The following is a 14,057-nucleotide window of genomic DNA, read 5'->3' as shown; positions in this document are numbered from 1 at the left end:
GCCTGCCCATGCGCATCTTCGAGCGCCAGCCGGAAGGCGGTGTTCCCGCGCGTTAGCGCTCCACGTTCTGCGTGGTGCTCCCGGGCTGGACCGGCAATTCCACGGTGAAGCAGGCCCCGCCCGCGGAGCCCTGCGCGGCGTGGATTCTTCCGCGGTGTCCGCTGGTCACGATGAAGTAGCTCACGGCCAGGCCCAGGCCTGTTCCCTCCCCCGGTTTCTTGGTGGTGAAGAAGGGCTCGAAGATGCGCCTGCGCGCTTCTGGCGGGATGCCCGGGCCGTTGTCCTCGACCTCCACCCGGACCCAGCCTTCGGCCGGGACGGAGATGCGGACCTCGATGCGCGGTTCGCCCGCGGGGATGTCGGCGGAGGCGATGGCCTGGGCCGCGTTGCGGAAGAGGTTGAGGAAAACCTGCTCCATCTCCGTCTCGCTGCAGAAAACGGCCGGGATATCGGAATCCTCCTTGATTTCGATGCGGATGTTGCGGAAATCGTAGTGCTTCTTCAGGTCGTAGTCGCTGCGGGCCAAGTTCAGGGCCTTTTCCGCGATGTCGCGCATGCGGCACATGCTGCGTCTGGATTCGCCGCGCCGGCTGAAGTCGAGCATGTTGCGCACGATGAAGGCCGCCCGGATGCCCGCCTCGCGGATGTCCTGGATGAAGACGTCGAGCTTGCGGACTTTCATGTAGCGGTCCATGAGCCCGAGATCGAGACCGACGGCCTCGGCGGCTTCCAGGTTTTTGGGGAAATCGGGCCGCGTCCTGAGCGCCAGGTTCTCGGCCGCCTGCAGGATGATGCCCAACGGGTTGTTGATCTCGTGGGCGATGCCCGTTGCGATGCCGCCGACGGAAATCATTTTCTCGGACTGGATCAGCATTTCCTGGATTTTCTTCTGTTCCGTGATGTCGTGGTAGGACGCCAGATGATGGCGTTCGCCCCCGATGTTCAGGACTTGGATCGAGAGCACGCAGTCCAGGATGCGCCCGTCCCTGTGCCGCATCTGCAGTTCGTAGTCCTTGATCTCCCCGCCCCGGCGCAACTGGCCGAGAATCGTGTCACGATCGCTCTGGCGGGCGTACAGGCCCGCTTCCATGGCGGTTTTACCCAGCAGGTCCTCACGGGCATGGCCGAAGAGGCGCACGCAGGCCTCGTTGACCTCCCTGATGCGCTCGCTCTCCGTCTGCACGAGGAAGATGGCTTCCGGCGAGGACTGGAAGAGCTGGATGAACGTCTTTTCGGACTGCCGGAGCTTCTCTTCGACCTCGATCCGCGCGGAGATGTCGCGGGCCACGCCGAGGACGAGCAGGTCGCCGTTCTCCTGGAAGACGGTGGTCTGAATCTCCACCGGAAACACGGTGCCGTCCTTCTTGCGGTGGGCGCTCTGGAGCATCGCGGCTCCCTTTTCGTTCAGCATGTCGAGGAGTTGCCCGAAACCTTCGGCCGAGGCATGGATGTCCACATCCCAGACGTTCAGGGCCGTGAGTTCCGTAAACGTGTATCCGAGACTCTGGCAGGCCTCGTTGTTGGCGTCGATGATGCGGCCGGACCGGTCGGCCAGGAAGATGGCGTCCAGGGCGTTGTCCACCAGACGCCGATACCGGGCCTCGCTGTCGTGCAGGGCCTTTTCGGCGCGCAGGCGTCCGTCGATCATGGAGTTGGCCGTGGCGGCCAGCTTTTCCAGTTCGATGTAGGGCTGCGAGCCGGGGGCGAGGGTCGCTTCGGACCTGCCGGCCTGGCTGAAAAAGTCCATGAAGGCGGCCAGACCTTCCCGGAGCCTGGCCGTAGCGCGTCGGGCCGCGATGTGTTGGATGAGGAAGATGAGGCCGAGCAGACCGAGCAGCATGGCGGTGTGCTTGATGCTGTTGGTCATGATGACGTGCCGTTTGCGCGCGATGTCCGCCTCGACGACGTCAAGGTTGACGCCAGCGCCGACAAACCAGCCCCAATCCTTGACCGGCGCCACGTAGCTCAGTTTGCGGTGCGGGGTGATGCCCTCGACGGGCGGCATGACGTATTCGACAAAGCCGCCGCCTCCCTTGGCCGCGGCGACGAGTTCCTGGACGACCTTCAGCTCGTTGGCGTCGGTCATGGCGAGCATGTTCCTGCCCTTGGCCGGACCGGCCAGCCCGATGCCGTCCAGGGTGCCGGCGAAGAGGTACCCGCCTTCTCCGAAATGTTCCCGTTCCAGCAAGCACAGTATTTCGGCCTTGAGGTCGTTCTCGACGTCTTCGAGGTATTCCCCGGTGCCGATGAGCCATTCGAGCGCGGGAAAGTGGCGGATGTAGGCGAGCTTGCGGTGGTCGCGCCCGGGGCTGCCGGGTTTGGTCCAGAAATATTCGTAATAACCTGCGCCCCGTTCCCGGGCGATGCGGATCATGTCCCGGATGACGGGTTTTCCCGACGGGTCCATCATGTCCATGAGGTTCCGGTCCTCGAACTCCGGCCGGTCGGCGAAGAGCTGCTCCACCCCGTCGAGGCCCGTGGCGAAGAAATAGCCCCTCCCGTCGTTGTAGCGGATGGGGCGCAGGGCCTCGCGGATCATCCCGGCCAGTTCCTCCCGCCCCATGCGCTCCGAATTGTGCCGGTAGAGGTTGTCGGCCACGGACCAGGCCTCATCGACCCGGTTCCGGATGTTCCGCCGCAGGGACTCTTCCAGGTTGCCGCGCCGTTCCGCGATTTCGGCCAGGAAGGCGTCGACCTCGTGTCGGACTTCGCGTTTGCGCGTCTCCAGGAATTCCTGCCGGTATTCGGCGCTGTCCTTCTCGAAATGGTAGATGTCGTCGCAGACCCACAAGGCGCCCAGGAGCAGCAGGCTCGCGGTCGAGATGATCGATGTGAAGCGCAAAAACGCGCTGGGGATGCTGGCCTTTCGCTTCCGGGACATTGGGCCTCGCTGGTGTGGACGGGGGTGGATTCTCGTGGGCGTCGTCGCCCTGGATATTTCTTACGCGAGTCGGAAGACAAAGCGCAAGGGCGCACGACGTCGCGTGCCTTGCGTCCCGGATGATCGGACGTGTGCCGGAACGGGCAGCGTCCCACGAAAAAAACGCCGCCCGGCAATGGTCAGAGTGGAATTACGGATTGGCGCGCAGGCAAAGGTCTTGTCGCGTCACGAGCACTGGTTCGAAAGATTGTCCGGGCTTCCCGCGGTGCAGTCGTCACGTCCAGTCCAGGAGACGCCGTTGTCCCTCCAGGGCGCGGATGGCGGTGACGTCCTGGCTGACTTCGAGGCAGCCCAGATACCGGCCATCGCGTCTGACCGCGAAATAGCGGATGTGGATGAAGCGTCCGCCCAGTTCGATCCAGAATTCGGCCGTGTCGCGCTCCCCGCTCTTGAATCGGGCCAAAATCTCCTCGACCATATGCACGCTCTTTGGGGGATGGCATTTGGACACTTCGCGGCCGATGATGCCCTCGCTGCGGGGGAAGATCCGCTCGTCTGTCTGCGAGAAGTACTGCACGCGGTCGTCGGGGCCGACGAACGTCATGTCCACGGGCAGATGCTTGAGCAGGGAATTGATCACCTCGGGCTCCATGCGTCCGCAGTCGAGCGGTATCAGGCCTGCGGCTCCTCCGACGGCAGCCGTCCCTTCGGCCGGCAGCCAGGCATTCCCCGGGTCCACCCAGGCGAAGCCGATCTCCGCCTCCCCCCGCCTGACCTTGCGCCAGTCCTCCTCGGAAAAGGCCTCGAAGACCATGGGGAAGAGGATGCGCTCCTCCTTGAAGACCATGTCGCGCACGGCCAGGACCAGCTCGGACACGGCCTCCACGGCCGGTGCGTGCTGCGCGGACCCCAGGCAGGCCTGGGCCTTCTTGAACATGGCCCGGATGTCGTCATGGATCTCCCACATGACCTGCGGTGGGGCCGTCAGACCGTGGGCCTCCATGATGGGGAAGAGCTGGTTTTCCTTGCGCTCATAATGGCGGACGATGGCGGCCAGGTCCGCGACCCCGTTCTTCAGGGCATTTCGCGCCCCCGAATACCCGAGCTCGTCCCGGACGCCGCCCAGGATCGTGGACAGATTCGCCGCCTTTTCCTCGGCCAGGGCGTTCTCGGCCTGAAAGGTGCGGATGGGGTGCCCGTCGGGCAGGAGCGGAAGCTCGGGCTTGTCGGCGTCGGCGGTGAAGAGCTCGACGTGCAGGTTGCACACTTTCTTGATCTCAGACTCCGGGATGCCCTCGGCCACGAGGCGCTGCTCCATGGCGCCGACCTCGGCCGGGGAGACGTCCTTCAGCAGCGCGTGAAATTCCTGCCGCAGGCTGTCGAGGGATTCGCCCCCGTGCAGGCGCATGACGATGCCCTTGAAGGCCTCGATCCGCTCCTCGCGCGACACGCTCCGCGCGTGCTCCGCCCGCCCGCCGCTGTTGACCAGGGTGACGGAGTCGTTGGACTTCCTGAATATCTCCACCGCGATGCCGGCGAGAAAATCGTCCGGATCGAGTCCGCCCAGGGCCGCGGCCTTGGAGACCGAGGCGACGGCGGCCACGGTCTTGCGCAGGAATGGGTTTTCCAGCTTGGAGAACTTCGGCGACTGCTTGACCAGGTATTCGAGCAGGAAAGGGTAGGCGTCGAGCAGGTCGCCGATTTTCGTTTTCGTCGAGAGTTCCATGATGCCTCCGGGGTTGAGGTTCCGTCCGATGAAGGGGGGGCAATCGTGCGGATGGCCGGGTCAGGCATGAACCATAGCTGAAGAATCGCGGGGAGTGCAACACGCCTGAATCATCGAGGTGATTTCGTCAGGATTCAGAAGGATAACGTTATGTAATGATGAAGTTTAAGGACAGATTTTGTAAACGTAGCTGCAGACAGCCATCTAGTATTCCCACTCCTCATGCCGTACCGGCAGCCGATTTAGCTGATCTTTATACTGCCCCCATAAGGGCATGAACTGGTCCATCAGGGTGACAAATTTCGCGTTGTGCGTCGGCTCAAGGAGATGCGTCATCTCGTGCACCACGATGTATTCCAGACACTCCGTCGGCTTTTTGGCCAGGTCCGTATTGAGCCGGATGGTCCGCGCAACCGGATTGCAGCTGCCCCATTTGGTTTTCATGTGCTGTACGAAAAGGCGTTTGACCTGCACGCCAAGCACCGGTTCCCATTTGGCGACAATGGCCGGGGCTTCGTGTTTGATCAGTTCGCGGTAGAAGTCATCCAGCACGGCTTGCCTCGTTTTTTCGTCCGCGCCGGGGCGGATCTGGAGGATGAGCTTGCCGGGCCTGCGCCTGACCACCGGTGCGGCATCGGTCTCCTGGATGGTCAGAAGGTGGCGTCTGCCCCAGACGTAATGACTCTCCCGCTCCAGATATTCGCGCGGCGTCTCACGCTCCTGTTCGCGAATCTTCATCTGTTGCTTCCTGATCCAGCCTATCTTCGAAATGGCGAAGACGCGGACGGCGTCCAGACTCATGCGTTCGGGCGCGGAAATGCGAACTTGGCCGTCAGGCGGATTCACGCTCAGATGGATGTTCTTGATATCCTTGCGGATGACGTCGATGGAAATGTCGCTCAGATCGATGCGCGAGGCCATCAATATTCCTTTTGGTTGAACACGACCTGGAAGATGCGCTCCACGTCGTCTTCATCCTGCAGGACGCCATACAGTCCGCTTTTGACGGTCTGCTCTCGGGGCATAACTCCGCGCCAGCCGTCCGGACATGTTTCCCGCAGAGTGGAGTGGACACGCAGGGCAAGCTCCTCGTCCTCGCTCAGGTTGTCGTAAAGCGCGCGTTTGCCGGGGGTGTCGAGCGTCTTGGGCGCAGCGCCGCCGTGCCCGGCGGTGGCTTGTCGTACCAGTTCGGCGATCCGCCGCAGATACTCCTCGTATTCCACGGCTCTGGCCTTCCGGGCCGCGATGATCTCTTCCAGCAGGGCCGACATCCTGTCGTAGAAGGCGGGATTGTTCAGGTACTCCTGCATGATTTTGCGGCGGACGTTGTTTTCGATGGATTCGGCGATGGCGTTCTTGTTCCCCTTCAAGCCTTCAAGGCGTTGGGCGATGGCGTCGGCGATGCCGGTCTTCACGATCAGGTCCAAGAGGGGCATGTTCGCGAAAGGCGAAATGACGCGCGAGGAATCCGCCTCGATGTACGTGTCGATGAGGTGGCGCATGTCCGCCTCGTAGGGCTTCAGGTCCAGGGTTTCGCCGCTTGCGTTGCGGATGATCTCGCGCAGGTCGGTATAGGTTTTCACGTCCGTTTTGATGCGCTCGACCTCCTTGGAGGAGTAGCCAGCCGCTTCCAGTTCGTCGGCGATGCCGGCGTAGGCTCGGATCAGGGCCACCGTGGCCTTGTACAGGGCGACCCGTTGCGGCTCGCGCTCCTGGAGGTCGTCGGGGTTTTCGGAATTGCCGCAGAAATAGCGGATGTGTTCAAGCTCTCCCTTGGGCGGCTCGACCGGTTCGCACAGGAGCCGAATGTCTTCCAGCGCCCGGTCCAAGCCTTCCCGCCCTGTCTTGAGGCGGTCCCGTAACAGGATCTGCGGATCGGCTTCGCCGGGGGCGCTGTGCAGTTCCGACGTGTACACGGCGATGGCGTTCTCGACCTTTTTGAAGAGATCCTTGTAATCGACGATATAGCCGAAATCCTTGTCATCCCCGTCCAGGCGGTTGGTGCGGCAGATGGCCTGGAACAGGCCGTGGTCCTGCATGGATTTGTCGATGTAGAGGTAGGTGCATGGCGGGGCGTCGAAGCCTGTCAGCAGCTTGTCCACGACGATGAGGAGTTTCATGTTGACCGGTTCGTCGACAAAGAGCCGCTTGGCCTCGTCTTCGTAGGTCTCGGTCCTGGTCTTGCCCGGCTTGGGCTGCACATCCCGCAGCAGGTCCGTGTAGGTGGCGTAGATGAATTCCTTGTCCGTCTCGGAATTCTCGCCGACGTCCTCCTTGCTGATGTCGCCCGCCTGCGGGTTGTAGGAGGTCACCACCGCGCATTTGCCTTTGAGCGGTGTCTTTTGGAACATGCTGAAATATTTGCAGGCTTCGTAGATGCTCGATGCCACGAGGATGGCGTTGCCGCGCTCGCTGGAAAGCCGGGGCTTGACGCTGAAGTCGAACAGGATGTCCGCCACCACCTTGTCCATGCGGGACCGGGAACTGAGGACCTTCTGCATGGTCCCCCAGTGCTTTTTCAGTTCATCCTTCTGCCAGTCGTTCAGACCCTTGGTTTTAGCCTCGAACCAGGCGTCGACTTTGTCCTGCGAACCGAGCCGTTGGTCGATGTCTCGCGCCTCGTAGACCAGATCGAGGATCACCCCGTCTTCCACGGCCTCGCCGAATTTGTAGGTGTGGATGTACCCGCCGAACACTTCGAGGCTGGTTTGGCGATCCTGCTTCAGAAGCGGGGTGCCTGTGAAGCCGATGAAGACGGCGCTGGGCAGCATGGCCTTCATGACCCGGTGCAGCTTGCCGCTCTGGGTGCGGTGGCACTCGTCCACGAAGACGAAGATTTCGCCCACTGTCTGGCTTGGGCTTGCTTCCAGGTCGGCGATGAAGCGTTCCAAATCGTCCACGTCTCGGCGTCCGAACTTGTGCACCAGCGAGCAGAGCAGACGCGGCAGGGGACGCCCGAGCTGCGTCATCAGGTCCCGTCCGCTGGAGGCTCTTTTGATCGGCTCTCCGCTGTCCGTGAAGACCCGCTCGATCTGTTTGTCCAGCTCGTCGCGGTCCGTGATGATGGCCACGCGCGCGTGCGGATTGTATTCCAGAATCCAACGCGCCAGCAGGACCATGACGATGCTCTTGCCGCTGCCCTGGGTGTGCCAGATGATGCCGCCCTTGTAGGCCCGCACGTGCTCCTGCGCCGCCTTGATGCCGAAATACTGATGCACGCGGGGGAGCTTTTTCACGCCGCCGTCAAAGAGCACGAAATCGTGCATGAGCTCGATGAGGCGGTCCTTGCGGCAGATCTTGAGCAGGTACTTGTCGAGCAGGAAGCGGCCCTGGTCAATGTCATCCTCTTTCCAGCGGAGGAAAAATTTCTCGGGCGTGCCGATGGCGCCGTAGCGCAGCCCTTCGGTGTCGTTGCCCGCGAAAACGATCTGGACCGTGGAGAAGAACCAGGCGTTGAATTCGGGCTTCTGGTTGGACAGAAGCTGCCGGATGCCGTCGCCGATGGATACGCGGCTGTTCTTGAGTTCGATGACGCCCACGGCAATACCGTTGACATACAGGACAAGATCGGGGCGGCGTTCGTGTCTGCCCTTGAGGGTCACTTCCTCGGCCAGGGCGAAGTCGTTGTTCTCCGGGGCGTCCCAGTCGATGAGCTGGACCGTATTCGTGACCTTCCCGGCGTCGGTTTTGACCTGCACGCCGTAGCGCAGCAGCCCGTACACGATCCTGTTGTTCTCGTAGAGGCTGCGATTGGGGTTGGATGCTTCGGTGCGCAGGATGTGGAGAGCCCGGCTGATTTGGGCTTGATTGTGGCCGGATTTTACCAGCCAGTCGGAAAGAAGATGTTCTTCGATGTTGCTGTTGTGGCGATCGGTCCAGTCACCCAGGAAGCGGTAGCCCAGTTCCTGGCGGAAGAGGGCGATGACCCGGTTCTGGGTGTGGCGTTCCGGCTGGCCGATGTTATTCATCATACTCTTCCAACACTTCCCAATGACCACCTTTTTGAGGACCGACATATTTCATTCGCCCTTCTTTCACCAGCTTGGAACTGGCGCGCTCAACCGCGCTGAGTGATTTCTGAATTTCGGCGGCGACCTCGTTCAGAGTCATGGATGGCTTTGCCGCCAGAAGCCGGAGAATTTTTTCCGGCGTTTTCACCGGCGTTTTCACCGGCGTTTTCACCAGCTTTTTTTGCGGTGTGTCACCCCGGTGCTGATTTGAGGCGTGTTCTCTGAGCGCTGCATTCACGTGTTCAGGATTGGCTATGAATGTGAGCATCAGTCCGGACATGCTGTAGTCGTAGAGGGGTGGTGCGATGCCATATTCTTTGCATTCGCGGTTGATTTTTTCGATGCCTCGACCCCACGATTCAATATAGCCTGCGCGAAAGAAGGCATTGGCTAGAAGAGGATTGTACGGAGCTGATGGGTGTTTGCCTAAGAGCCGTTCGATGGTCCAGTCTTGCGGTAATTGTCCGGGGCTCCACATCACAATTTTATCATCGTACACACTGATTTGGATCGGGATGCCGCTGCTGTAATCCTTGTGCACCACCGCATTGAGCAAGGCCTCACGCAAGGCTAGTCGAGGGAACAGAAATTCCTCAACCCGCTGTATGCCTTCATAGCGGATGTAGGCTTTCAGATATTTGAAATATAAGATTTCCAGAGTTTTTTCGACCTGCTCGAAGACATTGCCGTGGATTTCATCCTGATAGCGCAGATCATCATCCGTCACGAAGAAACCGATTTTTATGTAGGCACCGCCGACAAATTTTTCCGGCTGATCGAAAAACAGCAATGTCGCGGCTTTTTTGAGATAACGGCCGTCCTTGAGCTGCAGATTGTCCAGCAACTGGTCGTTGTCATCTTGCAAGACCTCTTCGCTCATGCGTCCACTTTTGGCGGCCTTGGCTTTGAACAGTTTGAACGCAGCGAAGCTGCAGTCGTTCACGCCAAAGCCCGGCACCGGCACGCCATCCCAACGCCTGCCCTGTTTTTGCAGTAGAAATTTGTCCAGCGCCGCTCCCTTCAACTCCTGCTTTGTGCTGCCGCTGCGGTAGTGGTATTCGCCTTTGTAGCTGATTGGGCTGGGATAGGGCTCCACGATAATTTCCAGCCACTCTTTTCCGCCCTCGTTGTGGATGTTGACCGGCACCACCATGCCCAGAACATCGCGGACCTTGTTGGGGATGTCTTCCATCAGTTTTGCGGCATTGGCGAGACCCAGCACTTCGCCCCGATCATTCTTGCCGATGATCAACGTCCCACCCTGAGCATTGGCAAAGCCGCAGATCCACTTGAGGTATTCATCACGCCATGATTGTTTCCATTCGATATTCTGGCTTTCTTTCACAGCAGACGTATCCTCCCGGTCAACAGTTCCTGCATCATGCCTTGCTTGAGCCGGCGGGTCTTGTTCCGCCGCTGTTCCAGGGCGGCAAGTTCGACGTCCATGTCCGAGAGGACTTCGGCGATGGCGGTTTGCTCGGCTTGGGTGGGGGGTAGCCGCACCTCATATGCGGCAAGTTGGGTCTTGCTAATCTCCAGGAAGGTACTGCCGCCACAAAGGCTGATGAATCCTTGTTTATGCGTTCCGAGCAGATAGTAAAGAAACTCAACGTTAGTTGTCTTGAATGGAATGAAGTTCTTGAAGCCCTGGTTGGTTGTGACCGGAACAACATTGATGGCGCATTCGCCGATTGTGGCCCGTGATGTCATGATGACTGAATTGCCTGGAATCAATTCAGCTGAACTCGCTTTGAGCCCGAGTTGCGTAATCCTTCGAGCGGTTTCACCAAGATATTTGTGTCCGTCGAGCGCCGTAATGTCCGTCGGTGTGCACCAAGGAATCTCACCATCCCAAAAGCAAGATTCGCCCGTGCTGGGAGTCCCCCCGCTATGAATATCCGCAAGTGCGTTTAACCGCTTCACCTCCCACTTCCCACTAAACCCCGGCAGGCGGGTTTGGCCGGTGAGGAGTTGCTGCATGGCGGCCTGTTTGATGTCGCGCTTCTTGGCGATGAGTCGGTCCAGTGCATCCAGAAGCTCGTCCACATCCGAGAGCGCCTCCGCGATGGCGCGTTGTTCGGGGAGAGGGGGAAGAGCGACAACGAGATTCCGCATATCGCCAACATTGAAATGTTTTTGAGCGAGCCCGCCTTGATTGCGAAGAACTTGCTCCTTACCGGACGGTGAATTGACCCAAATGGCCAACCATTCAGAGTCTAATTTTTTGGATGGCCGAGTGATGAGAAGATCAATGCAGTTACATCCTTCATGTCGGCTGTAAACGACGGCACTCGTTCCCGGATAGCCGGTTCTGACCGTGAGAACGTCACCGGTCCGAGTCTGGCTTTTTGCTAAGAGGGCATTGGATTCTTCGCTGATAAAAACGAGGTCTAAGTCGTTTATCCCGTCCTCGCGGATATTTGCCGAACGAAAAGCTGGCACCCCGTTGCTGACGTAATACTGAGTCGGACGAATCACGATACCAACCATGATGCGTTCGCTCACTTCCGAGCATGGCCTTGTCTCCCAATCCTCCGGAATAACGCCAACTTCGGTCTGTTTATACCCTTGCGGGCATTTATTGCCGGGTTTCATGGTTGCGCGCCTCCTTCCAGATCGTGAGGACAGGCTTTCTCATGGAACCACGGTCATTTTGGGCAGCAGACTGCTGCCCAAAATGACCGTCCGGGCACAGCTCTGCAAAGTACTTAATATATTTGAGATTGCGGCTGGACAGCCCCTTCATGTCCGGAAAGGCGCTACGCAAATCGACGGAGAGACGGTCGATGACCTTGGCCCCCCAGCCTTCCTGGGCCTGACGCGCGAGAATGTCGCGGCCGAGTTCGTGATAAAGCTGAATTTGCTGGGCATTGGCCGCCAGCACGACGCGCTGCCGGGTTCCGGCGATACGACGTTTGAGGTCGGCCAGCCACTGTGCATAGTCTGCGGGAAGCGTGGGCGAGTTTGTCTTCATGCTACCCCCATTCGTCGGAGGTGCGCATCGACGCGGGCCGCCAGTGCTTCCACTTCTCCCACCAGCTGCGGCAGCGGTTTGGCGTAGCGTTCGGCCAGCATCCGCACACGTCGGGTCAGAGCCTGGCTGATGCGGTCCATTTCGCCGTGGATGGCGGCTTCCAAACTGGCCAGCCATTTGTCTTCCACCACCAGGGTTTTGATCTCGGCTTCGGTCAGTTTGGGGTAGTGCCGGTAGGCCGCCGTATCGAGGTCGGCTTCGGCCTCCTTGACCTTCTTTTTGAGGTCCGCTTCCTGCTGGCAGAGTTTGAGCCATGCGTTCAGAATCCTGGTTTCTTCCTTGGAGTTTGCGTCGAAGCGGACCTCCTTGAGCCGGACGCTGACGCAGGCCTTGTTGATCTTGTCCAGCTCGGCGAATGCGCCCTCGTCCCCGCCGTGTTCCTCTTCCAGTTCGACCATGCGGCCGGACACGGTTTCCAAATCCGCCGTCAGAGCGTCCAGCGCGGCCTGTTCCCTGGCAAAGTAGCGGGCCACGATCAGGGGCTTGGGAACGAGGTCGCAGGTCCAGCCCTTGTCCTTGGTCTTGCCCTTCTTGTCCGTCTCGATGATGCGGTAGGTCCTGGCACTCCAGCCGTCGGCCGCTATGAGATAGCAGTCGTCCTGCATGGTCGCGGCCCAGTAGTCCATGAAGTGCTGGTACACGTTGTAGTGCTTGATGAGCGCGCGGCCGGTGTAGTGGGACAGCAGTTCTTCGGACAGGCGCACGGCCAGATCCTTGGGCGCGAAGCCGGGCACGAGGTTTTTGAGAGTGGCGCAGGCCGCGTCTCGCCATCGCGTGAAGTGGGCCTGCATGTCGGCGATGAACGCCGCGAATTCGGGATGTTCGTAGATGGCGGGTTTGATGCCGGCCTTGTCCACCGAGAGATTCAGGTATCCCGGCCGATTGGGCGCGAAGAGCGCGGACTTGAGGCCGGGGCAGACCTCCCAGTACCGGGCCAGGGCGTCCACGTCGGCCTGGGGGATGCCCCCGCGCAGATGGCCTTCGATATCCTGACGGTCCTCGGGCTCCTGGCTGTCGATGTAGCGCGGCAGGTTCAGGTTGAAGTCGTTCTTCTCGATCTCCTCCAGGCTGACCATGCGCGAGTATTTGGGAAATTCCAGCCCCTTGGTGAACACATCCACGATCTTGTGGATGTCCTGGGCGCGCAGGCGGTTCTTGGGACCGTCCTTCATGAAGCCGGAACTGGCGTCGATCATGAAGATGCCCTTGCGGCTTGCGGCCTCGGCCTTGTCGATGACGATGATGCAGGCCGGGATGCCCGTGCCGTAGAAGAGGTTGGCGGGCAGGCCGATGATGCCCTTGATGTAGCCCTTGCGCACCAGATTGCGGCGGATGTCGGCCTCGGCGTTTCCCCGGAAGAGCACGCCGTGGGGCAGGATACACGCACCCTTGCCGGTGCTTTTCAGCGACCGCACGATGTGCAGCAGATAGGCGTAATCCCCCTGCTTGGCCGGGGGCACGCCGAAGGACTGGAAGCGGCCGTGCGCGTCGTTTTCCGGATCGAGCCCGCTGGTCCAGCGCTTGTCGGAAAAGGGCGGATTGGCGACTACGTAGTCGAATGTCTTGAGGGCCCCGTTGTCCGTGAACTTCGGGTCGGCCAGGGTGTTGCCCTGCACGATGAGGGCGGTGGGGTTGTCGTGCAGGATCATGTTCATGCGCGCCAGACTGCTGGTGGCGGCGTCCTTCTCCTGCCCGTAGAGGGTCACGGGTGTGGGCGCTTCGTGGGCGACCTTGAGCAGGAGCGAACCCGAACCGCAGGTCGGGTCATAGACCGAGGTGTTGGCGGAGGTTTGGGCCTCGCGGACGCCCAGGATCTGGGCAATGATCAGGCTGACCTCGGCGGGGGTGTAGAACTGCCCCTTGCTCTTGCCGCTTTCGGTGGCGAAGTGGCGCATGAGGTATTCGTAGGCGTCGCCCAGAATGTCGTCGCCGTCGGCCCGATTCTTTGAAAAATCCAGGACCGGATTCTCGAAGATGGCGATGAGGTTGGTCAGCCTGTCGACCATCTCCTTGCCGGTGCCGAGCTTGGTGGCGTCGTTGAAGTCCGGGAAGTCCGAGAGCTTGTTGGCGGCTGCCAAGGGCGCGAGGATCTTTTTGTTGATCTGGTCGCCGATATCGCTCTTGCCCTTCATGGCGGCCATGTCGGCAAAACTCGCGCCTTGCGGGATGGTTATGGGCGCGTACGGCTGGCCCGCGTATTTGTCAGAGATGTATTTGATGAACAGGAGGACGAGGACGTAGTCCTTGTACTGGCTGGCATCCATGCCGCCGCGCAGTTCGTCGCAGGATTGCCAGAGCGAGGAGTAGAGTTCGGATTTCTTGAGTGCCATGATCGTGTCTTGGTTACAGAGGCAGGAGGCTTCCGGTTCGAGGAAGCTCTATGTGTTGCAGCCTGGTACCTAAGCC

8 protein-coding genes are annotated in these 14,057 nt (G+C 60.3%); all 8 read right to left on the bottom strand.

The window, feature by feature from the left end; all coding sequences use genetic code 11:
* Positions 1–52: 52 nt before the first annotated feature.
* Positions 53–2,881, bottom strand: coding sequence for a cache domain-containing protein (locus tag G394_RS20315; protein ID WP_051307175.1), 2,829 nt, complete (start codon positions 2,879–2,881; stop codon positions 53–55).
* A 274-nt stretch (positions 2,882–3,155) separates the two neighbouring features.
* Positions 3,156–4,607 (bottom strand): DUF438 domain-containing protein, encoded by a 1,452-nt coding sequence (locus G394_RS0112715; RefSeq protein ID WP_028577972.1) that lies wholly within the window; start codon positions 4,605–4,607, stop codon positions 3,156–3,158.
* Positions 4,608–4,811: 204 nt separating this feature from the next.
* Positions 4,812–5,528 (bottom strand): M48 family metallopeptidase, encoded by a 717-nt coding sequence (locus G394_RS0112710; protein ID WP_028577971.1) that lies wholly within the window; start codon positions 5,526–5,528, stop codon positions 4,812–4,814.
* Positions 5,528–8,578: a type I restriction endonuclease subunit R gene (locus G394_RS0112705; RefSeq protein WP_211226277.1), complete on the bottom strand. Its 3,051-nt coding sequence runs from the start codon at positions 8,576–8,578 to the stop codon at positions 5,528–5,530. The genes G394_RS0112710 and G394_RS0112705 overlap by 1 nt, the downstream gene beginning before the upstream one ends.
* A complete protein-coding gene (locus G394_RS0112700) occupies positions 8,568–9,962 on the bottom strand; it encodes an ATP-binding protein (protein ID WP_028577969.1) in 1,395 nt (464 codons plus the stop codon). The genes G394_RS0112705 and G394_RS0112700 overlap by 11 nt, the downstream gene beginning before the upstream one ends.
* Positions 9,959–11,212, bottom strand: coding sequence for a restriction endonuclease subunit S (locus G394_RS21415; RefSeq protein ID WP_084435618.1), 1,254 nt, complete (start codon positions 11,210–11,212; stop codon positions 9,959–9,961). The genes G394_RS0112700 and G394_RS21415 overlap by 4 nt, the downstream gene beginning before the upstream one ends.
* Positions 11,196–11,591: a DUF1016 N-terminal domain-containing protein gene (locus G394_RS19125; RefSeq protein WP_211226275.1), complete on the bottom strand. Its 396-nt coding sequence runs from the start codon at positions 11,589–11,591 to the stop codon at positions 11,196–11,198. Before G394_RS19125 ends, G394_RS21415 begins: the two co-directional genes overlap by 17 nt.
* Positions 11,588–13,981: a type I restriction-modification system subunit M gene (locus G394_RS0112685; RefSeq protein WP_028577968.1), complete on the bottom strand. Its 2,394-nt coding sequence runs from the start codon at positions 13,979–13,981 to the stop codon at positions 11,588–11,590. Before G394_RS0112685 ends, G394_RS19125 begins: the two co-directional genes overlap by 4 nt.
* Positions 13,982–14,057: the final 76 nt, after the last annotated feature.

It is taken from the genome of Desulfomicrobium escambiense DSM 10707 (assembly GCF_000428825.1).
In the GTDB taxonomy this organism is placed as follows: domain Bacteria; phylum Desulfobacterota; class Desulfovibrionia; order Desulfovibrionales; family Desulfomicrobiaceae; genus Desulfomicrobium; species Desulfomicrobium escambiense.
The sequence above is the reverse complement of the archived record's forward strand: the minus strand, read 5'-3'. Positions and strand labels throughout refer to the sequence as shown.

What these genes read in the sequence shown, in the direction of transcription:
- G394_RS0112715 (WP_028577972.1), bottom strand. Translation starts at nt 4,607, where the DNA reads ATGGAACTCTCGACGAAAACGAAAATCGGCGACCTGCTCGACGCCTAC.
- G394_RS0112705 (WP_211226277.1), bottom strand. Translation starts at nt 8,578, where the DNA reads ATGATGAATAACATCGGCCAGCCGGAACGCCACACCCAGAACCGGGTC.
- G394_RS19125 (WP_211226275.1), bottom strand. Translation starts at nt 11,591, where the DNA reads ATGAAGACAAACTCGCCCACGCTTCCCGCAGACTATGCACAGTGGCTG.
- G394_RS0112685 (WP_028577968.1), bottom strand. Translation starts at nt 13,981, where the DNA reads ATGGCACTCAAGAAATCCGAACTCTACTCCTCGCTCTGGCAATCCTGC.
- G394_RS20315 (WP_051307175.1), bottom strand. Translation starts at nt 2,881, where the DNA reads ATGTCCCGGAAGCGAAAGGCCAGCATCCCCAGCGCGTTTTTGCGCTTC.
- G394_RS0112710 (WP_028577971.1), bottom strand. Translation starts at nt 5,528, where the DNA reads ATGGCCTCGCGCATCGATCTGAGCGACATTTCCATCGACGTCATCCGC.
- G394_RS21415 (WP_084435618.1), bottom strand. Translation starts at nt 11,212, where the DNA reads ATGAAACCCGGCAATAAATGCCCGCAAGGGTATAAACAGACCGAAGTT.